Raw genomic sequence first — 21,313 nt, forward strand, 5'->3', positions numbered from 1 at the left:
CGGGAACGTTCCCGAAATGGATTTTAGAAGAGATAAATTGTAAAAAAAAAAGAAATTGAATTAAAAAAAGCTTTGATAAGAAATGTCTCGTCAAAGCTTTTGAAGATTTATTTTTGAAAGTTTTAGATATTAATTTACAAAAAGAGTGCCTTTTTCTCTTGCCATTTGGTTGATTTTGATGAGGTTATTGTCAATACAGTTTCGGAGTTTACTTATTTCTTTGTCAGCTTCTTGCGTCAGTTTCTCTCGTACTTCTTCGCCTTGTTTGGTTGGACGGTAATCACCTTGTGCTTGTTCGTACATTAAATGGGCAAGTCGGTTATTGAGCTTGATACCATAGTTGAGCGGGTCTTGTACACTGCTATTTTTTGTTTGGTGAATATCATTTTCTATCGTCTTGAGTTCACTTTCAAACTTCTTGATAGCATCATTTATATCTTTATTTTTGGGGTCTTCCGCCATTTTTCCTTTCAAATAAGTTAAATCTTCCTTGATTTTGCGTATGTTGATAATGCCTTCATTGACTTCCGTTACCTTGTTGCGGACTTTCATCAAGAAATCAAATTGTGCTTGAAAATCTTCTTGTGTAGTTTTCAAACGTGGGTCTTTGATAATCTCAAATTCTTGGGTTTGTGATTGTCCATTTACAGTAAATCTCACTTGATATTTGCCAGGAACAGCTTTTGGCCCTTGATTAGGCGAGCCATAAAACACCATTCCAGGGAAAGTTTTATAACCTGTATAACGCATATCCCAAACAAAGCGACCACCGCCAGCTTTTGTGGTTAATAGATTTGCTTTTTCTTTCGCCTTGTTGCTAAAAGTGCGAATAGTATCGCCATCACTTTCTAAAATATCAATTTTAACTTCTGTTTTTTCATCATATTTTCTAATAAAATAATGAATCATTACGCCATTAGGATGATTTTCACCTTCCATATTCGCCTCTCTTCGGTTGCTTCCTGCCATGCGATAGGTGGTCATTGGTTTATATAAAATGTTCTCTTTTGAAGCAATTTCGTTGTTGAGTTGGTGTAATGGTGTAAGGTCATCAATGAGCCAAAAACTGCGTCCATGTGTAGCTGCGATAAGATTATCATTTTTTACAGCCAAGTCATGTATCGGTACAGGAGGTAAATTGAGTTGTAATTTCTGCCAGTTTTCGCCATCATCAAATGATACCCACATCCCTTTTTCGGTGCCTGCATAAAGCAAACCTTTACGCTTTGGGTCTGCTCTGACCACTCGTACAAATTCTTCTTTGGGAATATTTTTTGTAATCACAGTCCAAGTTTTGCCATAATCTAATGTTTTGTAGATGTAGGGTGTATAATCGCCGAATTTGTAGGATGTGGCGGCGATATAAGCCCCACCTTTCACAAATGGATTTACTTCTACGGCGTTAATCATATTAAACTTGGGCGAAGTAGGTGGTGTAACGTTTTTCCAAGTTTTGCCTCCATCAGTGGTTACATTAACTAAGCCATCGTCTGAACCAGTCCAGATTTCGCCTTCGGTATAAGGCGATTCGGTGGCGGCAAAAATATTGGCATAGTATTCTGCCCCAGTATTGTCTTGCGTAATAGGGCCGCCTGAAGATTTAATGGTTTCGGGTTCGCCCCTTGTCAAATCTGAACTAATGACTTCCCAACTTTCGCCTCCATTATAACTTACGTGCAAATAGTTTGAGCAAGCATATAATTTTTTAGGATTATGTGGACTAAAAAAAACGGGGTAATTCCAGTTAAATCTGTATTTCATCACCTCTGCACCAGAGCCAGCAGGAAGGTCAGGATAGACATTTGTTGAGCGTTCTTGTCCAGTGGCAATATCTTGCATGGTCATATAACCCTTGTAATCTCCACCAAAAACAACATCATCGTTGAGTGGATCGGGAGCTAAATGGGCACTTTCACCAATAGAGAGTGCATCCCAATCTTTTTCTGTAACCGCATTTCCACCTGTACGATGCGGAATTCTGACGCTTGTATTATCTTGTTGAGCCCCATAAATGCGGTAAGGGAAATGATTATCGGTTGAGACTCGGTAGAATTGTGCCGTTGGTTGATTGTGATAAGTTGTCCAGTTATTTCCACCATCATTCGATACTTGAGCTCCACCATCATCTCCTATAATCATTCGTTGGTTATTGTTAGGGTCAATCCAAAGGTCGTGATGGTCGCCGTGTGGAGCATTTTTTAACTCAAAGGTTTTTCCACCATCTTTCGAAATTCCATAGCTCACATTCATTACATAAACCAAATCTTCATTTTGAGAATCGGCATAAATGCGGCAATAATACCAAGCTCTTTGTAATAAAGCACGGTCTTGGTTGATTTTTGCCCAAGTTTTACCTGCATCATCTGAGCGATAAACACCACCTGCTTCTTGATTTTCTATAATTGCCCACACTCGATTTGAATTTTTTGGAGAAATCGTAACACCAATAATGCCATTGATACCTTTAGGCATGCCTTGTTTATCAGAAAGGTTTTCCCAAGTTTCTCCACCATCGGTACTTTTCCAAAGTTTAGAATCAGGCCCACCGCTATCCATACGATAGCCATTGCGGGACATATTCCATATACTGGCATACATGATGCGGGGATTGTTTGGGTCGAGCACTAAATCGGCCGCTCCTGCTTTGTCATTGATATATAAAATCTTCTTCCAAGTTTGTCCGCCATCACTGCTACGAAAAATACCTCTGGTTTCGTTAGGTTTCCACAAATTTCCCATGGCAGCTACATAAACCAAGTCAGGGTTTTTTGGGTGAATACGAATACGAGAAATATGCTTTGAGTCAGGCAAGCCAACATGTTTCCAAGTTGTGCCTGCATCAGTCGATTTCCAGATGCCTGAGCCAGCCGCAACATTATTACGTAAAGTTTGCTCGCCTTCACCTACAAAAATTACATTTGGATCACTTTCAGCAACAGCAATTGCACCAATAGTTCCACCAAAATAATTGTCAGAAATGTTTCCCCAAGTTTGACCTGCATCATTAGACCGCCAAACGCCTCCACCAACTGCACCAAAGTAATATAAATTGGGTTTGTCTTTTACACCTGTAACCGTACACGAACGTCCTCCTCGGAAAGGTCCTAATTCTCGCCATTTTATTCCTTCATAAATAGAAGGTTCAAACGATAAAGAGGTACTGGACTTCTGCTGTTGTGCAATAGAGATATTGCCACAGAGCAATAGTATAAGTAAATAATAAATATTCTTTTTCATTGGATGAAGGTTTTAGGATTCGTTTAGGTATTTGTCAATAAATAGTAAACTTTTGATAAGTTTATTCGGTAGGCACTTCAATATTCTCACCAAAAACATATTTACCAAACCATTGATAATTATGCCACAAAGCTGCTAATCGCTCTTTTGGTTTTGTGATGCCATGCCCAAAACCTTTATAAACAACCAATTGTGCTGGCACACCCACATCTTGTAAACCTTGTAATAATTCATACGCATTTGAAATCGGCACTCTTCTATCAAACTCCCCATGTTGAATCAAAGTTGGCGTTTTTGCATTTAAAATATTGGTCATTGGACTGGTTTTCTTATAAATTTCAGGGTCTTTCCAAGGATTTGCTTGTAAATATTGACGAGTAAATGGATGAATATCTGTGCTGACATAATAAGTAACCCAATTAGAAATACCTGCTCCCACCGAAATCGCTTTGAAACGGTTGGTATTGGTTGTTAAAAATGCTGAGATATAGCCTCCTTGACTCCAACCCATGCAACCCATTTTGTTTGAATCAACAAAGCCTTGTTTTTCCAAAAAATCAACACCCGACATGACATCTTCCATATCGCCCACGCCCAAATTTCTGACATTCAAAGACCTGAATTTTTCACCATATCCTGCCGAACCACGATAATTTGGTCTTAAAACTATTGCCCCTTTTTCTATCCATTCGATTATTGGATATACAGAGACAGGCACTGGTGTAGGAAAATCTATGCCAGTTGGCCCGCCATGAATAACCACCAATAATGGATATTTTTTGCTTGGGTCAAAGTTTCTTGGTTTATGTAAAACACCTTCAATCTCGGTACCATCTTTGCTTTTCCATTTGACAACTTCACTTACAGGGGTATTCCATGATTCGATTTGTTTATTAAAATTGGTAAGCTTTATCAACTTTCCATCGAGCGATTTATAAACTTCTTGCAAAGCAGTGGCAGTTCTGCCAGTAAATGCCAGTTTTTTTCCATCAAGGGTAAAACTGACAGAACCCATAAAATCAGGCAAGCCAGTTACTTGTACAAATTTATTGGTAGTTGGATTTAATTTGAACAATGAAATGCCAGAAGCTCTTTGCGTAGCTTGAAAGAAAATGCCTTCAGTATTCCAATCAATGGTATTTTTTTGTTCGTCAAAATTACTTGCTAATTCTTCCGCATTTCCTCCAACAATCGGTATTCTAAAAATTCGATTATTTTTGTAAAAGTTTGATAATGTATCAGTTACAGAGCTTTCATATAAAATTTCTTTAGAATCAGGCGACCATAGGCTGAAGAAATCATTCGCTGGATTTTTGACTAATACGTCAATCTTTTTTGAGGCTATATCTATGATTGAAATATCAGATTTTTTAGAAGAATTTATCAATGGATTGGGCTGATGATTAAATGCTATTTTGCTACCATCTGGCGACCAGCCAAAACTGGTGACAGTAAATTTCCCATCGGTCAGCCTTGTGGCTTTTGGTAAGCTGATACAATCTTTTTTCTTCAAAGAATCTTTTGAATCATAGCAAGGTTTTTCGTTGGGCGAGGGCATCATATCTGGTTGAAAATCAATCATCCATAGATGTGAAAGTGTAAATTCTTCATCATCGAATGCAAATCCACCATATCGTTCTTTGGTTGTTTTTAGCTTTTTACTTTCAGGTTCATTTTTTGTAAAAGCAAATGATTTACCCTTTGGTGACCATTCGTAATTTAGAATTCCCTCTTCTTCTTTTGTAATTGCCTGAGCTTCTCCACCAATCAATTTGATGACAAAAATCTGTGTTTTGTCGCCTCTATCTGCTAAAAATGACAGCCAATTTCCATCAGGAGACCATTTCGGGGCAGTGCTACTGCCTTTCAATGTACGAGTGAGTTGAAATGGTTCTTCACCTTTCAGTGACAGCCATATTTCGGTATCATAGCCATTTTCTTTCCAATCGGTTGAGGTTACTGTAAAAGCAACATTCTCGCCATTGGGCGAAATAACAGGACTACCACATTGCCGAAGCGATAAAAATTGTTCAAAACTGACAGACGCATTTTGTTGGGCAATGACCCAATAGAAACTGGTCAGCGATAGAAGAATAGTAGCAAATATTTTTTTCATAGAGGTTTGATGCGTAAGTGTAAATATTTGTACCAAATTAGGAAATATTTACATCAATCGCCAATCAAATCTAAAACTACTTTTCCTAATATTTCATGGGTTCCTTCAAAAATGGTTAGTGTAATATTTTTAGATTTTTTTTGATAAAGAATTACTCGATTATCAATGGTTTTTACTGGTTTTTTCGCAGGAAAAGTCTGAGTTTTGAGCATTGTTGTAGCATCTTCGGCCGAGACATAGCGAGCATTATCTTCTTCTTCATAATCAATCAAAAGTTTATTGTAAAATTTAATAGACTGAGAAATTGGTACTGAACCTGTATATCCGTCATGAATACCCGCATAAATTTGCAAAATGCTGTTTCTACGTTTTTTGATAGGGGTTTCCCAAAATAAAGGCGAACGGTCTCTTGCTTTTTGGTCATCAAATATGCCGTTTGCACTTGTACATTGAATGATTTCGACAGCATATTTATTTTTTCTTTCTACCGATTCTTCATACCAAGTTGCTAAATCTGAAATAGACGACCATGCCGAAAATGCCCGAATATTATGCCGAGATTTCATATACATGGCCATTGTTGCGTAGCCACCTCCACTATTGCCTACCACATAAATATTCTTTTTATCAACATTAAGGTTTTTCAAAGCCCAATCAATGGCTTCGTCAATATCACTAATGACAAATTCACTACAACAGGCTTTTAAATGATTGTTTACGCCTCTGAAATTTGGCAAAATATAATTCCAGTTTTTAGTATGGGCTTGTTCAGCAAGTATATCTTTCTGAGAATCAACCGTATTACTCCAAGAATGTAATTCAACCACCAAAGGCTTTGGTTTAGAAGCAGTAGATTTATCGTAATAAAAAACTTGTATATTCTTATCTAAAGATGAACGAATACTGTCTTTTTTTAGAAAATTTGGACGTTGGGCAAATGTCAAATTTCCAATAAATAGTAATAGCAAAACAATGTTCTTTTTCATGTATAATATATTGATTACCAATCAATTAATTAGCATTTTTGGGGCTTTTTATAATTTATTAAGGGTTTTTATAATCATCAAGGATTTACAATTCCTGCTTCTGAAACTAATGTTAGTAATGCAAACTGAATCGCTTTGTAGCTTTCTTTATCATCGTACCACCATTCACTGAGGGCATGAGCATTCCCCGACTTACCTCCTCGACCTATGGTAACAGCAGGAATTCCTCTTGAAATAGGAATATTTGAATTAGTAGAACCCCTTGAAACATTTGGAGAAACGCCAAAATAACTGGCGGTTGCCATTGTGCGTTGGATTAGAGGAAGATTTTCATCTAACTCACCTGATGGGCGGTCTCCAATTTTTACAATGTCAACGGTAAGGGCTGGCCCCATTCTTTTCATGGCATTGTGTTCTTGCAATGCCTGTTGAACAGAAGCTTTTAAGATAGAATCAACCTTGTTGAGGTTTCCTGGAAATTCTGAACGCATATCCACTTCCATCCAAGATTCAAAAGCAATAGAGTTGACCGAAGTACCGCCCCCAATTCTTCCTACATTATAGCTGGTGCGAGCTCCACTTCTGGTATATTTATCAGCCGATTTAGTAAAATAATGAATGGCTGAACCCAAAGCGTGTTGTGGGTTGGCTAAGCCAAATGCTCCCCAAGAATGTCCGCCCGGCCCTTTGAATGTAATGCGATAACGGTAAGAACCCAGTCCCATCGTACTTATTCTTCCTATATCGCCACCATCTATCGAAATCCATGAATCTAAGCGAGGACTTTGGTCGCTGAAAAGATGCTTTACTCCTCGTAAATCGCCCAGACCTTCCTCACCTACAGAGCCAATGAATAAAATATCTGATTGTGTTTCTATTTTTGCTTCTTCCATTGCTCGCAAAACAGAAGCTACCATTACTAAAGCCCGTGTATCATCGCCAACACCTGGAGCAAATAGTGTATCGCCTTTTATTTTTACTTTTACATTTGTTTCTAATGGAAACACGGTGTCTAAATGAGCATCAAATCCTACACGACCTTTGCCTTTTTTACCTTTTCTCAAAGCAATGACATTTCCTACTTTATCAATCCATACCGAATCAGCTCCAGCCTCTTTAAGCATTGTAGCGAAGCGAGCAGCTCGTTTTTCTTCCATAAAAGGAGGGGCTGGAATCTCAGTAAGCATAATTAGCTCATCACGATTTCGTTTGTTTTGTGCTAAAATTGATTGAAAAGCTACTTGTATTTGCTTATTTTTGGCTAATTGTTCAATATCTTTGATGTATTGAGGTTCAACTTTGCCACTTTTCCCTGCATCTTCTTCCTGTGCCATTACAAGCGTTGAAATGAAGAGATTGCCAATAAAAAATAAAAGTAAGCTACTGGTAATTGTATTTTTTTTCATACTCGGTTTTAAGGTTTGCTAATTTGATTTTTAATGTTGATTTATTTAATCATTTCCATATCACTGATGAGTCGATACTTGCAATGGATGCTTTGCCTGTTAAAGCCATTGCCAATTCAAATTCATATTTGAGTATTGACAATACTTTTGCTACACCTTCTGCTCCTCCACAAGCTAATCCAAAACAGATGGGTTTGCCTACTAAAACAGCGTTTGCTCCTAAAGCAATGGCTTTTAGAACATCCGTTCCTCTTCGGATGCCACCGTCCATTAATATTGGTACTCTTTTATTTACTTTGGCGGCAATGCGAGGAAGTGCTTCAATAGTAGCTGGCACAGTATCTAAGTTTCTTCCACTATGGTTGGAAACGATGATTCCTGACACACCTGACTGAATTGCTCTTTCGGCATCATCAGGATTTAAAACACCTTTCACTAAAACAGGTATTTTAGCAAATGATTTTAGCCATTCGATGTCTTTCCATGTAAGTGGTGTTTTCTGTGGGCCTAAACTTACCATATAGGGTGCATTGACATTCTCTGGCAATTTGAATTTTACCCTTTGTTGCCGATTACGAGCCCCTGAAACTGGCGTATCAACCGTCACACAAAGGGCACGACAGCCTTGTGATTCAGCTTTTTGAACAACATCTTTGGTAAAAGCTCTATCATCTCTCACATATAATTGAAACCAGAGTGGTTGTGTAGCCACTTTGGCAATTTCTTCAATAGGAGTGGTTGTAAACGAACTCACTACATAGATAGTCGAAGCGGCACTTGCACCACGAGCAGTGGCAAGTTCTCCTTCGGGGTGCATGATTTTATGAAAAGCAGTAGGAGCAATAAGAATCGGAGAAGGTGAGGTATGTCCAAAAAGTGAAACGCTCGTGTCGAGTTTGGTCACATCAGTAAGCACCGTTGGATTGAGTTTAATGGTATCTAAGGCTTGTCTGTTCCATCTGACCGTAAACTCATCGGCCGCTCCACTGGCTACATATTCGTAGGCCATTTTGGTCATTTTCCCCTCAGCCATTTTTTCAAAGTCAAACAGATTTACGATTTCTGATAAATCGATAGGGTCACCTTTCTTTGAATCAATTGGGTCGGTGGTTACTTGGCTTTGTCCTTCCAAGGGTAGCATCGTACCACCTGCCAAAGCAGTGATTGATTTAAGTAAATTTCGCCTTGTTTGTTCCATTTTTTGAATGCTTAAATACATTGTAAACTAAGTTGGTACACTTTTTCTAAGAGTTGGTTGTAGAACATTTTGTAAATTGTTCTGTGTGTCGAAGGGAACAAATAGAAAGTTGTTCTACAACCTGTGCTTAAAATAAATATAATTTTTATTCCCTCTCCCACAGGAGAAGAGATAAAAAACTTATAGAAACTATTCATTGATAGATAAGACACTTTCGGAACATTCAGCAAGCTTGCTGCAAAGTGCAGGAACCTTGCTGAATGCTCCGCAAGCTTGCTGCAAAGTGCAGGAGCCTTGCTGAATGCTCCGCAAGCTTGCTGCAATAGTGCAGGAGCCTTGCTGAATGCTCCGCAAGCTTGCTGCAAAGTGCAGGAGCCTTGCTGAACATTCCGAAACCTTGCTACAAATTGCGAGACCCTTGCGAAACCTCACCCTTCCTTTCCCTCTCCGATGGGAGAGACACGACCACAAAAAATTGTATCAATTTAATTGACAATGTATTAAAGATGTTTTGTAAATATAAGAACAAAATTATAATAACCAAGTGGCTGATAGTCAGCGTTTTAAATTCGTTATGCCAAATTTGTTATTCGTCAATCTAAATTCGTCATTCTACTTACTTCTTCATTTCTTTTTCTCAGGAATAGCTTCCATTAACAAAGAATAGGCTTTGTTTAAGGCAATATCACCTGCTTTTGAACCTTTATAATGTCCAAGGCGAACTACTACCAAATCATGTGAGGGAATAATCGTTACTGATTGCCCACCTGCACCCAGCATCATATAAGCATCTTTGGGAATGGGACGAGCTGCATCTCCATTTATCCAAAACAAACCTCCATAGATAGGACGTCCGTCGGCCACCCAAGGTTCGGCAAGTGTACTAACAAACTTAGTGAAGCCTTCAGGTAAAATTCGTTCACCATTCCAAACGCCATCTTGTAAATACAAATTACCCAACCGAGTCCAATCTCTTCCAGAAGCAAACTCGTAGCCTTGTGTCAAAAAGTTACCAGAAGGGTCTGTTTCCATAATCATTGTGCGAACACCAATTTTATCAAATAAGGCTTGTTGAGGAAAAGTATGATAATTTCTTTTCAACTTTTCTATTCCTAAGCGATTAAGGTAATTTGTCAGAACTGGGTCTGAGTTTCTGTAACGGCCAACAGTATTTGGTAGCCATTGTTGAGGTAAATTGGCTGCATACTCGAATGAATTTCCAGCATCCGTATATAAATATAAATGGTCAGGGTATCCCAAAGCAGGGTCAAAGTCAGGGTCTTGAGGAGCTCTACAATACAAGCCACTGGACATGTGCATAATATCCATGATTCTGATTTTTGCCCGTGCATCGCCTTTGCTTTGCCATTGAGGAATAGGTGCAGGTTGTTCTAAAGTATAAACACCTTGACGAATAAGAATACCTAAAATTGTAGCCGAAAGGCTTTTGCCCATTGACCAACTTTCTAAGGGCGTATCTTTAGTGATGCCCTCGCCGTAACGTTCACCAATGATTCTACCTTTGTAAGTAACCACAAAAGCTGCTGTTTGAGCTTCCGAAGTTTCAAAAGCGGCATTGACTGCTTGCTCAACCTTTACCTTATCAATTTCAGAAGGTATTGGAGTATTTGGCAATACATCGCCCATGGGCCACGGAGTTGTGGCAGCATTAGGTAAATTTCGAGGAACTTTTATGGGTTTATAATAAAGTGAAGTGCGACCTTCGGGTAAAGTTATACAACCTTGGTCGCCCGTATAAATAGCGGTACGAGTAACACCATTAGGAAGAGTAATCGAAACAGTTTTTTTGTCATAATCAATCACAGGTTTGCCTACTTTGGCACGTTCTGCATAAGGACTTGTAAAATAGCCTACATTTTCGGCGGCAAAATCTGGCTTCAGACCTGTGATAAAAACTGCTGAACACATAATTTTGGCAAAGCCCGATGTATGGTGTGAAAGTGCATCACCAGGAGGTGCTTTATAGATTGCTGTTTTTAACTCAAGTTCAGCACCTCGTGCAATCATTTTGCTTCGTGAATCTTGAGCGGTGGTATTCAGGAAATTTAAAAAGAAAACAAGGGCAATTAATCGCTTCATTTTAGTGAGTTTTAGGTCTAAAAATAGGAACAACTTGTTTAATACACTTTTGATAGAATTAATGCGTATGCTCTTTTTCCAGATGTTCTCTCAATAAATCTTTTCCATAATCATTACCATTGGGTGTTCGGACAACGGTGTGAATATGTGCTTTTACAGGGCCAGGGCGTGGTTTCGACCTATCCCAAACTGAAACAGGTATTTGATGGTCAAATTCAATTAAAATAACAGGACTATGGATACGGTAATAAAAAGGACTATCAGGGTTTTCACTTTGTACCCATGTAAAATTGGTTTCGTTCAAATGAGCTTTTACTTCTTCCATTTTTACTTTGGCATGACCATCCTCTATATTGCCTACATATTCAGCGATTAAATCGAGCAAAGCATTTTGTTGCTCATTTGTCAATTCTTTTGCTGAAATGCCTGTGGTAGCAACAATTTCATTGTCTCTAAAGGCTTCGGTACGATTGAAATCATATTCTTTTTTATGCCATAAAGTTGCTTTTTCCTTTTGGTGCAACTCAAGAGAAGCATAAAAACTTGCTCCTTTTTTCTCTTCGATTTCATAGGTACGAAGACCTTTGTTTGCACCTGATTTGATATAAGTTGGCTCAGAACCCATGAATGTGGGTGTCATTACCACTTGGTCGCCCAATACAAAATAGTTGATTATCAAATGATGTCCATCAATTTGCCAACCCCAAGGCTCCGTATCTGAAGGTTTCCCCATGAATGTAAACCAATATTTTTCACCTCCTAATTTTTTATTATCAGGAGCTAATATGGCTAAATAAGCTTCCATACTCATCACATCTTTCGATTTTTTTAAACCTTTGGCACTCAAACCAGCTTCCAGAATACCAAAAGCAAGGGCTTTTTGTGCTTTATTCAATTCTTCTAAACCTACGCCTGTTCTGTCGTATAATTCTATATTATGCCATTTTCTCCACTCATTAGAGGCAATAGGAAAGGTACATTTGTCTCTTTGCTCCTTACTGAGAGCATTAAGAAAGGCTGTTACCGCATTTTGGATGGGTTTGGTGCTTACACCTGTCTTTTTTAGTGGAAATAAATCTTTTACAACCTTTCCATCGGTGGTAATTCCTACATAAGGTTTTGCTAATTCTCTTGCTTCTTCTGGACTGTTGGTTTGAAATACTGGTATGGGCTGTGCTGGTTTTACCTTGCCTTCTATACCATCTAAATAACCCCATTGGTCAATTATTTGTGATTGATTTTTGTCGAGCGTAAATCTATGTAAGATGTCTCTATTATTGGCTGATTGATAACGATAAAGCAGTGTTTTACCGATAGCCGAGTCAGGAAGTGACATTGTTAATTGATAAAACCCCTCAGCCTCAGGTTTTTGCATATAAACAGGGTCTTTTAAAGCACTGTTATAAGTTTCGCCTTGCTTTAATGGTAAAATAGCCCAAAAAATAGCAATAGAATCAGGCTTAGCTATTTCTGGTATTTTTAGTTTGAAGTTAATTTTTATCTCATTATTGGCTCCATGTTTGTTCTCTAAATAATGTTGTTTTAAAATATCTTCGCCAAAATCATTGCCTTTTTCACGCAAAATGGCGTGAATATGGTTACCATCATTCTGAAAACCTACGTTGTCATATTCAATCAAAAAATCTGGGCCATTAATGATGTAGTAATGAGGTTTGTTATTTTCGAGGCTACCAACCCAAGCAAAATATACTTTCTCGATGCCCGATTGCATGATTTTATCAAATAATTGATGGGCTTTTTCGTGTTCAAAATTATGGGTATATTCTTGAATCAGCATTTTGAAAATCGCCTTTTGAGTTTCATCAAATTGCTGAGCTGAAATACCATAATAACTTGTAATCCGTTGATTGGCCTGTGGCGAAGTGATAATATCTTGAGGCACCGTTTGTTTAAGAACAGCTACAGATTTTTGAGCATCAGTAAAAGTATTGATGAGTAAAAAACCATAATCTTCTTCTTTGCTCAAAACCCTTAATCCTGCATATTTTCCAAACTTTACCTCCGAAGGGTCAGTACCAATAAAGTAGGGCGACATAGAAATATTTTTGCCATCAGAAGTAAGGCTTAATGCCATGTGGTGTCCACCAAAATTAAGTCCCCAAGGAGTTTTTGCATCAGGTTTTCCCCAAATAGAAATATAATAATTGCCATAAGCCCATTTGAGGTTTTGCATTTGGGTTAGCATTCTTTGGTCTATTTTTTTTTCGTCAAACATCGTTTGATAAAGTATATTCAAAATATCGTCCAAAGCCATGATACTGGTGGTTTTCAAATACCCTTGCGAGCTAAGCATAGCTGAAAGTACCCGATGAAATGCCAAACGACTTTGGTCAGTAAGTGAGCCATAAGCAATGCCTGGTCGAGGTACCAAGCCCACAGGCAAGTTAGTCCATTTGAAGCGAAGCGGGTCGTTGAAATCATACACTGTCTTCTTTACTTCCTCAGCATTGAGCGTATTGAGAAAGGAATTGGCAGATGCAATAAGTGTTTGATTGGCTTGTGAAAAGGCATTAACAGCCCCAAAAACGCACAGGAAGAGCGTTAGCAGCAGTTTTTTCATGTTTTGAGGGTTTAAGCGATTGAATTAGATGGATAATCGCTTTTCAAATGTAAGAGAGTTTTTTGTATTTTGACAAATTTTTACCAAAATGATTTTAGTAGCAATCAACAGCAGAAAAGGATGAATAAGTTATATGTTTCTATTTTTTGATTAAAAGCAAGTTGAGTTTTTCATTGAATGCTTTTGTGTCATTGCTCAAAACTTGAAAAAAATCATGGTCAAAAGTTTCGACAGTTTTTACGGCGAGTTTAGCCATTTCTACGCCAGCAGGAGTTAATTCAACGGTTTTTGCTCTTGTGTCAGTCGAATGTTCTTGTCTTTGTAATAAGCCTTTTTTCTGTAAAGTTCGAAGCACGGTTGAGGTAGTCATCGGGTCAATTTTTGTGTGGTTTGAAAGTACAATTTGTGTGATGCTTTCGTTGTGTTGCATCAACCACAAAGTACTGGCAAGCAATACAAATTGAGAATGTGTCAAATCATAAACTTCGAGAGCTTTTTTTATTTCTCTTTGCCAAAGATTGGTTACTTGCCAAAGCAAAAATCCCGAACTTTCTTCGGGGGTTTCTACACTAAATGTTTTCTCAGTTGCTTTCATCGGGTTTCATTTTTGAAACGATTAAATTAAAATCCTTCTCCTTTATTTCAAAGAAACCAAAGCGAAAAGGGAAGCCCCATTTTTTCTTATCTTGAATAAATTCGAGGTCATTAATCAATGGCAAGATAGAAGTTTCTTGGCATTTATAAAACTTTATGTCTTTTCGGAAAGGATTAAAGCTCGGAGTCATTTGAAATTGATAAATATCTTCATCTTTTGCTTGTCCAATGGCCGTAAATGCCTGACATTTTGTGTCACTCTCCATTGCCAATTTTGGCGAATAAACAATGAGCCAATCATTCGATTTTATGCGTTTCAGTGGAGCTTCTTTTCCATGACAAACTTGCATAAAACCGCCAGTAACGCCACGCATCGTATGCTCTTTTGAGACAACTGCTATCCAATATTTTTGATTTTCCATCTTATAATTTGCTTGCGTATTTTACTTGTTCAACCATTTCTTGCGGTAAGCCATTAACGATATCTTCGGCAACAATTTTTCTCCATAAAAAACCTAAAATACCTTCAACCGACATTTTTGTTGTGATTTTTAGCCCTTCGGGTGTTTCTTCAAAAGTATGTTCGCCATACATTTTTGCTAAGGGAAATTTGGTAAGGTCAATAAATTTTTGGTTTTCGATGGTTTCGTATAATTCGATTTTTACTTTGCCATTTCCCTTTGGTTTTAGTTCAAAAGCGTTTCCTTGCTCAAACTTTCCTTCCATTTTAGCATAATCAATGCCTTTGTCCCATTTATGCCAGTTGTTTACATCAGAAAATAACTTCCACATTTGTTCTTTAGTTGCCTCTTTTGTTACGATTGTATGCGATTTTGTCCACATGATTTTGGAATTTATTATAAGTAAATTTATTTTATGTACAAATAAAATAAGTGTACTTATAAAATAAAAATAATTTTTGAAAAAAATATTTAAACAAAGAAATTTGAGTGATGATTAATCAATGCCTAAGTCATGGCAGATTTTTTTCTCAGACGTAATTAAATTTAATTCAAGCCCAGCCGTATCAGCAATTAGATGATTCATAATGGATTCCATTTCAATTCTACTTATACCCGCATTTTGAGATAATGTCGAGTAGTTTAGGGATACTATTTTGGGTATAAAATCTCTAACCAACGAAGGGGTAATTGTCGTTCTTAATGGCTCAAGTATTTTTGAAATAGCAATTGTTAGGATGATTCCAAAAATAGGGATTACAAGACTCCATTTTGTGTAATCGAAGAACAGAATCAATATTATTGAAATCAGAAGTCCACCGAGGATTGTTGTAAAGCCAAAATATTCTAAAAATTTGTTCCAAGAGTTATTTAGACTAAGATTCGGAACATCTAATTTAAGGTTTTGAGAAAACTTTAGATAGAATTCCTTTCGATTATCTATTGGAAAAACATCGTTTAGATTAGTAGTAAGAGCAAAATCTTTCTTCTGAAATTTGAAATTGTCAATGACATATTGGCGAATTTTATAAAAAAGTGATTGAGAAATGCACTTTTCTCTATTTCTATGGTCAAGTTTCCCCCACACCGTATTATGAAAATCTCCTACCGTTTCTATTTCTTCAGCTTCAGGGTCTGAAATTGATATATCGAATGTTTTTTCAATTTTTACTAGCAAATCTACACTATCAAGTCCCATAATATTCTGTTAATTTTAGTGGATGTACTTAAAATTATTCCCGCAAATACACCAAAAAAAAGTATAAATGCGGGAATAATTATTTGATTGTTACCAAACAATCTCCATCTTCTGCCCAGCAGTCAGAGAAACAGTTTTTGTCTTATTGCCATAAATCAAAGTAGTTTTTCCACCTTTTTTTGAAGAAATTGTTAGTTTTTTGAGTGCTTTATTGCTCCAATCTAATGAAACTTCAAATCCTCCTCTGGCACAAATACCTTTGACTGAGCCACTTTCCCAAACATCGGGTAGAGCAGGAAGTAATCTTATCTCATTCACATCTGACTGCACCAACATTTCAGCAACGGCTGCTGCTCCACCAAAATTCCCATCAATTTGAAAAGGCGGGTGAGCATCAAAAAGATTTGGGTAAGTGCCACCACCACGAGCATAGTTTGTTTTTACACCATCTGGCTCAACGTAGTGTAACAATTCACGGTACATTTTATAGGCGTGATTGCCGTCCCAAAGTCTTGCCCAAAGGTTAATTCTCCAACCTTTGCTCCAGCCTGTTGTTTCATCGCCTTTTATTTCGAGTGTCTTTCTACAAGCATCGGCCAATGTAGGTGTTTTCAATGGCGTAATATGATTTCCAGGGAAAAGCCCAAACAAATGCGATTGGTGGCGGTGTTTTGGTTCGGCATCTTCCCAATCGTAGTACCATTCTTGTAAATTACCTTTTTTTCCAACTTGATAAGGATAAAGTTTTGCATAAGCAGCCTCTAATTTTGCTCTGAAATCGGCATCAATATTTAATATTTTTGAAGCCTTGATAGTTTTATCAAAACATTCACGAATCATGGCCAAATCGGCACTTCCACCATACATCGTTGCACCTTTGTAGCCATCGGAAGCGATATAAATATTTTCGGGAGAAGTTGATGGAGAGGTAATTAGCTTGCCATTTTTATCTTCTACCAACCATTCCAAGCAAAATTGTGCTGCTCCATGCATAATATCGTAGGCTTCATTTTTCAAGAAACTTTTATCTTGTGTAAACACATAATGCTCCCAAAGGTGCGTACTAAGCCATGCACCTGCCATGTTCCAGTTAGCCCACGAAGGGTCGCCTTCACCAAATGCTCCAACAGGATTACTCATTGCCCAAATATCTGAATTATGGGCAGCAGTCCAACCGTTTACACCGTAGAATGTTTTTGCTGTAATTTTACCAGTTGTGGCGATATTTTTAATGAAACGCATCATTGGAGCGTGCATTTCACTCAAATTGGTATTTTCAGCCAACCAATAATTTTCTTCGGCATTGATATTGGTCGTATAATTACTGCTCCACGGTGGACGCATGTATGGATTCCAAATTCCTTGTAAATTGGCAGGAACACCCAGTGTGCGAGAACTACTAATCAACAAATAACGACCATATTGAAAATACAAAACTTCTAAGTTTTTGTCTTCTTCACCTTTGGCATAGCGTCTTAATCGCTCATCGGTTGGCAAATTTGGTGCGGTAGTTTTTCCCAAATCCAAGCTCACACGTTTAAAAAATTTTTGGTAATCAAGCAAATGTGTTTGTTTGATTTGGGCAAATGTTTTGGCAAATGCCTTTGATAGATTTGTCGCTGCAATTGCTTTATTATCAAGCCCTTGTGTAGCAGGGTTTTTGTCAAAACCATTAAAACTTGTCGCAATCGAAACATAAATCAATGCTTCAGTAGCATTTTTTACGCCTAAAGTACTGTCGGTGCTTACAATAGTTCCGCCTGTATTTTTGATTTTTGCCAAAGTTGTAAATCTTGTTCCTTTGTTTTCATCAAAAATCACTGGATTATTGCTATTTCGATAACTTGGCTCGGCATGAGAAGGAGCATAGCCATTTACTTGAAGAATATTGGTAGCCGTATTGGTCTTATATTTAAGTAAACTATTGAATTTTACATCAAAACTCAAAGCTCCTTTTTGACTGCTGGTTAGTTTGATGACCATAATTTGGTCAGGTTGTGAAACAAAATACTCACGAGTATATTTCACACCATTGACTTCGTAAGTTACTTTCGATATTGCTTCTGAAATATTCAATTCACGGTAATAATTTGTATAATTATCAACGTTTGCTTGATTGATATACATTGTTCCGAGCGGAGCATAGGACTCAGAAAATTTACCTTGCAATTTTTTGTTAAGTTGGTCGGCTAATTTATAATTCTCATTTTTGAGAGCCTCACGAATTGCAGGAAGGTTTTTATAAGCCTGCGGATTCATATTGGCATTTACAGGTTCGCCTGTCCAAAGTGTAGCATCGTTGAGGTAGATTTTGTCAGAATTGACACCACCAAAAACTGTGGCTCCAAGTTTACCATTGCCCAAAACTAAAGTTTCTTCAAAGTATTGAGCAGGTTGTTTGTACCAAAGTGTGTTGGTTGATTGAGCCATTCCTTCATTTATCAAAAGAAACGATAATAGCACAAACAACATGGTTTTTAAGTTGTTTTTATTCATAGAAAGGGATTGAATTTAAGGTAAATATAAGAAAGGATAGTTTAATACTAATCCAACTTTTGACTTTGGGCGTATTTTAATAAATAGCAAACACTGTTTTCACTCAATTTCCTCATGGTCTCACAGGAGATGAAAAGATTAAAATGTTTTCTTTCAGCATTGAATCAGGTTTCAGAATAACAATGATTCAATTGCTTTTTCAATTCTCTTCTGTTTTGTTTCTGCTGTTTTTGCATCTTGAATAGAAATTACCATCGCTTTCTTTTTGCTTGGTGCGAGTTTTTCAAATGCGGCTTTTGCTGAGCTATTTTTATCTAATGCCTTTTCAAAATCTTCAGGCAATGCAACTGTTCGAGGTTCAGTGTCTAATTCAATTGTAATTTCAAGTTCGTCTCCGCCTTTTACGTTGGCATTTTTTCTGTTTTCAGAACTCAGACTAATCAGAAATTTATCTCCCATCTTGGCAACCGCACTTTGATAAGTATAGCCATTCAATGTTACTTTTACCAAAGGCTTTTTACCGCCGCCAAGTTGTTCAAGTATTTCTTCTGTAACTTCAATACCCGTATTATTGCCAAATTGTAAGATTTTAGTTTTGTACTTCATCGTTATGGTTGTTTAATTATTATTTTACGGAAATCAATCGGATAACCTTCATATTGCAATAATATTCTGCCTTCTGAAATCATGGGGTCAATTCCTTCATTGACTAATTTACCATTTAATTCTTGCTTAATTTTACCATTGAATGAGGTAATTACAGCAGTATTCCATTCGCCATAAGGCTTTTCGGCATCAGTGAAGCGTGCTGATGTAACACTTTTACCAGGCTCAGTTCTTTTGCCATTGATGCTCAACGTAACGTCTTGTAGGAAAACAAAATCTCCAGTTGCAGCTTCTTTTATCTGAAATTGTATTCCTTTTGGCCATAAAACATCAGGTGTTTCGGGTGGAATAAGATACATAATTCCACTGTTTTTTTTGTTGCTTTTTCTGCTAAAAGTCGAATCGGTATTCCATCTGAATTCAACAGTTAATTGAAAATTACCGAACGACTTTTCAGACATGAGGTAGGCAATTTTATCACCATATAGCCGTATCATTTTCTTATCAACATGAAAGATTTTGGAGGCATCTTTTTGCTTACCTAATGTTGGTTCGTAAACATACCAACCCCTAAAATCCTTTTGATTAAAAAGTTTAATTTTTGATTGAGCATTGGTGAAATATGGAAAGCTAAAAAAGAGTAATATTGATAGGGTTTTGAAATTCATGCCTATTGTTGTTATCCAAAATTGTGAAACTAATTATTGTTAAACTCTCCAAAATGCCAAAGTATCCCCGAAGGGTCATGCAAGAAACATTCGCTGCCCCAATCCAGCACACGAATTGGTGTGAGTCTTACGCTTTCATATTTTGAATTGAGATCTAAAGTTACTAATTCATTCCAAAATTTTTTCACATCAGCTACTTCCATAAAAATCATAGTATTATCTATCCAATCTTTCACATAAGCATCTTGCAAATAAAAGCCAAATTCACCTGTTTTGAAGTAGGACATATCAGTAGAGATAATGATTTCTTCGAAACCAAGATCACGATAAAAGTTGCGTGAGACCTCATAATTAGTAGCTCCAATAAATGGGCGTATTGATTTTGCCTGGTGTTGCATATTTTTATGTATAAAATGCCGAAAATTGAATAGATGAACAAATATAAGCAACAAGTCTCAAACAACATACAGGTGATTGTTTGCTTAATTTTAAATGAAAAAGTGCTTGATAGTTTAACTAAATAAAAAGTTAAACTATCAAGCACTTAATACTAATTTATTTTTATAAAATTATTAAAATTTCAAAGTAGCAGGCAAATATTTTGCCACTAAATCTTCATAATATGGACGAAGTGCTTTGGCATCGGGTGGCACAGGCACTTTAGAATACAAATCATAAGGATTGAATTTATCTACCCATTTGAACATTTCATAATCATGTTTTGACATCAAATGGCTGTATGCGTCGTCACGGTGTTGAGGGTAAAATGAGTGATAACGAATGGGATAAAGAGCTTCTTCTGGTAAATAATTTTTCATCATTTGGTAAAGATACTCATCGTGTCCCCATGACATTTTTACATTTTCAAGTCCACAATTTGGAGAATAAACGCCGTATTTTGTATTATAGCGTTCATCTTTTGAATCAGGATTTGCTTCAAAAAACTCAGGATAAACGATTTTATCAGAATGTTTGCAACCAACAGGGAAAGTATCACCTACAACCGCCCATTGTGGCTCGCCAAATAAGCAAAGAACTTTGCCTAAATCGTGCATAAAGCCCATCAAAACAAACCAATCTGGATGCCCGTCAGCTCTAATAGCTTCAGAAGTTTGAAGTAAATGTTGGAATTGGTCAAGATTTGTATCAGGATCAGAATCATCAACCAAAGTATTCAAGAAATCAATGGCATCCCAAACAGACATTTCACGTTTGTTAAATTTCAAGAATTCTTTTTCTTTCTCCAGTACAAAGTCGTAAGTTTGATAAGTATGATTTAAACGATAAAATTCTCTTACAGTATTTACACGTGCTGAGTCAGTGTAATTACGATATTCTTCTTTCGTTTTCTTGGTTGTACTATTTTTAGGCTCTGGGTATCTTTCGAGCAAATCATCTTCCCATTCTTCGATGCTTGCTAAAGGCGAAATTTCTTTTTCGGTGAAGTTCATTAGGATATATTTTTTTGAATTATCGAATGTTTTCTTGGAAACTATCAAATACTATGCAATAAAGTAATAAAATCTATAACTTTTTAAATAAAATTTACGCAAACGTTTGAAATCGTTGCAAAAAGGTAATTTGATAAAAAGCGATGATAAAATTTTATTTATCATCGCTTAAATATCTATTAATGAACACTTTATAATGAATAATTACACCGTAT

General features: G+C 36.9%; 16 protein-coding genes. All 16 read right to left on the reverse strand.

Annotated elements, in window-relative coordinates; genetic code table 11:
- Window positions 1-129 precede the first annotated feature (129 nt).
- The gene (locus tag ACQUQZ_RS04505; RefSeq protein ID WP_435353560.1) at window positions 130-3,237 is read right to left on the reverse strand and encodes a VPS10 domain-containing protein; all 3,108 of its coding nucleotides are present in this window, start codon (window positions 3,235-3,237) and stop codon (window positions 130-132) included.
- A gap of 61 nt (window positions 3,238-3,298) precedes the next feature.
- Window positions 3,299-5,353, reverse strand: coding sequence for a S9 family peptidase (locus ACQUQZ_RS04510; RefSeq protein WP_435353561.1), 2,055 nt, complete (start codon window positions 5,351-5,353; stop codon window positions 3,299-3,301).
- A gap of 53 nt (window positions 5,354-5,406) precedes the next feature.
- Window positions 5,407-6,339 carry an alpha/beta hydrolase family protein gene (locus ACQUQZ_RS04515; RefSeq protein ID WP_435353562.1) on the reverse strand — a complete coding sequence of 311 codons (933 nt, stop codon included), beginning with the start codon at window positions 6,337-6,339 and terminating at the stop codon, window positions 5,407-5,409.
- Between the two features lie 77 nt (window positions 6,340-6,416).
- Entirely contained in the window at window positions 6,417-7,673 is a 1,257-nt protein-coding gene (locus ACQUQZ_RS04520) for a M20/M25/M40 family metallo-hydrolase (RefSeq protein WP_435357637.1), read from the reverse strand.
- A 121-nt stretch (window positions 7,674-7,794) separates the two neighbouring features.
- Window positions 7,795-8,943 (reverse strand): alpha-hydroxy acid oxidase, encoded by a 1,149-nt coding sequence (locus ACQUQZ_RS04525; RefSeq protein ID WP_435353563.1) that lies wholly within the window; start codon window positions 8,941-8,943, stop codon window positions 7,795-7,797.
- 624 nt (window positions 8,944-9,567) lie between these two features.
- A complete protein-coding gene (locus ACQUQZ_RS04530) occupies window positions 9,568-11,043 on the reverse strand; it encodes a serine hydrolase domain-containing protein (RefSeq protein ID WP_435353564.1) in 1,476 nt (491 codons plus the stop codon).
- 58 nt (window positions 11,044-11,101) lie between these two features.
- Entirely contained in the window at window positions 11,102-13,624 is a 2,523-nt protein-coding gene (locus ACQUQZ_RS04535) for a DUF3500 domain-containing protein (RefSeq protein WP_435353565.1), read from the reverse strand.
- A gap of 139 nt (window positions 13,625-13,763) precedes the next feature.
- Window positions 13,764-14,219: a MarR family winged helix-turn-helix transcriptional regulator gene (locus ACQUQZ_RS04540; RefSeq protein ID WP_435353566.1), complete on the reverse strand. Its 456-nt coding sequence runs from the start codon at window positions 14,217-14,219 to the stop codon at window positions 13,764-13,766.
- On the reverse strand, window positions 14,206-14,640 hold the full coding sequence (locus ACQUQZ_RS04545) for an EVE domain-containing protein (protein ID WP_435353567.1): 435 nt from the start codon (window positions 14,638-14,640) through the stop codon (window positions 14,206-14,208). Before ACQUQZ_RS04545 ends, ACQUQZ_RS04540 begins: the two co-directional genes overlap by 14 nt.
- A 1-nt stretch (window position 14,641) precedes the next feature.
- Entirely contained in the window at window positions 14,642-15,061 is a 420-nt protein-coding gene (locus tag ACQUQZ_RS04550; RefSeq protein WP_435353568.1) for an SRPBCC family protein, read from the reverse strand.
- Window positions 15,062-15,175: 114 nt separating this feature from the next.
- Window positions 15,176-15,877: a hypothetical protein gene (locus ACQUQZ_RS04555; protein WP_435353569.1), complete on the reverse strand. Its 702-nt coding sequence runs from the start codon at window positions 15,875-15,877 to the stop codon at window positions 15,176-15,178.
- 90 nt (window positions 15,878-15,967) lie between these two features.
- Window positions 15,968-18,373, reverse strand: a complete 2,406-nt coding sequence (locus tag ACQUQZ_RS04560; protein WP_435353570.1) for a glycoside hydrolase family 95 protein — start codon at window positions 18,371-18,373, stop codon at window positions 15,968-15,970.
- A gap of 171 nt (window positions 18,374-18,544) precedes the next feature.
- Entirely contained in the window at window positions 18,545-18,979 is a 435-nt protein-coding gene (locus tag ACQUQZ_RS04565) for a YdeI/OmpD-associated family protein (RefSeq protein WP_435353571.1), read from the reverse strand.
- Window positions 18,980-18,981: 2 nt separating this feature from the next.
- The gene (locus ACQUQZ_RS04570) at window positions 18,982-19,647 is read right to left on the reverse strand and encodes a 3-keto-disaccharide hydrolase (RefSeq protein WP_435353572.1); all 666 of its coding nucleotides are present in this window, start codon (window positions 19,645-19,647) and stop codon (window positions 18,982-18,984) included.
- A 29-nt stretch (window positions 19,648-19,676) separates the two neighbouring features.
- Window positions 19,677-20,045, reverse strand: a complete 369-nt coding sequence (locus ACQUQZ_RS04575) for a glyoxalase (RefSeq protein WP_435353573.1) — start codon at window positions 20,043-20,045, stop codon at window positions 19,677-19,679.
- Between the two features lie 174 nt (window positions 20,046-20,219).
- A complete protein-coding gene (locus tag ACQUQZ_RS04580; RefSeq protein WP_435353574.1) occupies window positions 20,220-21,098 on the reverse strand; it encodes an inositol oxygenase family protein in 879 nt (292 codons plus the stop codon).
- Window positions 21,099-21,313: the final 215 nt, after the last annotated feature.

The sequence above is a fragment of the Emticicia sp. SJ17W-69 genome (genome assembly GCF_051209875.1).
GTDB lineage: Bacteria > Bacteroidota > Bacteroidia > Cytophagales > Spirosomataceae > Emticicia.

What these genes read in the sequence shown, in the direction of transcription:
- ACQUQZ_RS04530 (WP_435353564.1), bottom strand. Translation starts at nt 11,043, where the DNA reads ATGAAGCGATTAATTGCCCTTGTTTTCTTTTTAAATTTCCTGAATACC.
- ACQUQZ_RS04565 (WP_435353571.1), bottom strand. Translation starts at nt 18,979, where the DNA reads ATGAAGTACAAAACTAAAATCTTACAATTTGGCAATAATACGGGTATT.
- ACQUQZ_RS04525 (WP_435353563.1), bottom strand. Translation starts at nt 8,943, where the DNA reads ATGGAACAAACAAGGCGAAATTTACTTAAATCAATCACTGCTTTGGCA.
- ACQUQZ_RS04545 (WP_435353567.1), bottom strand. Translation starts at nt 14,640, where the DNA reads ATGGAAAATCAAAAATATTGGATAGCAGTTGTCTCAAAAGAGCATACG.
- ACQUQZ_RS04520 (WP_435357637.1), bottom strand. Translation starts at nt 7,673, where the DNA reads ATGGCACAGGAAGAAGATGCAGGGAAAAGTGGCAAAGTTGAACCTCAA.
- ACQUQZ_RS04535 (WP_435353565.1), bottom strand. Translation starts at nt 13,624, where the DNA reads ATGAAAAAACTGCTGCTAACGCTCTTCCTGTGCGTTTTTGGGGCTGTT.
- ACQUQZ_RS04540 (WP_435353566.1), bottom strand. Translation starts at nt 14,219, where the DNA reads ATGAAAGCAACTGAGAAAACATTTAGTGTAGAAACCCCCGAAGAAAGT.
- ACQUQZ_RS04560 (WP_435353570.1), bottom strand. Translation starts at nt 18,373, where the DNA reads ATGAATAAAAACAACTTAAAAACCATGTTGTTTGTGCTATTATCGTTT.
- ACQUQZ_RS04580 (WP_435353574.1), bottom strand. Translation starts at nt 21,098, where the DNA reads ATGAACTTCACCGAAAAAGAAATTTCGCCTTTAGCAAGCATCGAAGAA.
- ACQUQZ_RS04570 (WP_435353572.1), bottom strand. Translation starts at nt 19,647, where the DNA reads ATGAATTTCAAAACCCTATCAATATTACTCTTTTTTAGCTTTCCATAT.
- ACQUQZ_RS04505 (WP_435353560.1), bottom strand. Translation starts at nt 3,237, where the DNA reads ATGAAAAAGAATATTTATTATTTACTTATACTATTGCTCTGTGGCAAT.
- ACQUQZ_RS04555 (WP_435353569.1), bottom strand. Translation starts at nt 15,877, where the DNA reads ATGGGACTTGATAGTGTAGATTTGCTAGTAAAAATTGAAAAAACATTC.
- ACQUQZ_RS04550 (WP_435353568.1), bottom strand. Translation starts at nt 15,061, where the DNA reads ATGTGGACAAAATCGCATACAATCGTAACAAAAGAGGCAACTAAAGAA.
- ACQUQZ_RS04575 (WP_435353573.1), bottom strand. Translation starts at nt 20,045, where the DNA reads ATGCAACACCAGGCAAAATCAATACGCCCATTTATTGGAGCTACTAAT.
- ACQUQZ_RS04515 (WP_435353562.1), bottom strand. Translation starts at nt 6,339, where the DNA reads ATGAAAAAGAACATTGTTTTGCTATTACTATTTATTGGAAATTTGACA.
- ACQUQZ_RS04510 (WP_435353561.1), bottom strand. Translation starts at nt 5,353, where the DNA reads ATGAAAAAAATATTTGCTACTATTCTTCTATCGCTGACCAGTTTCTAT.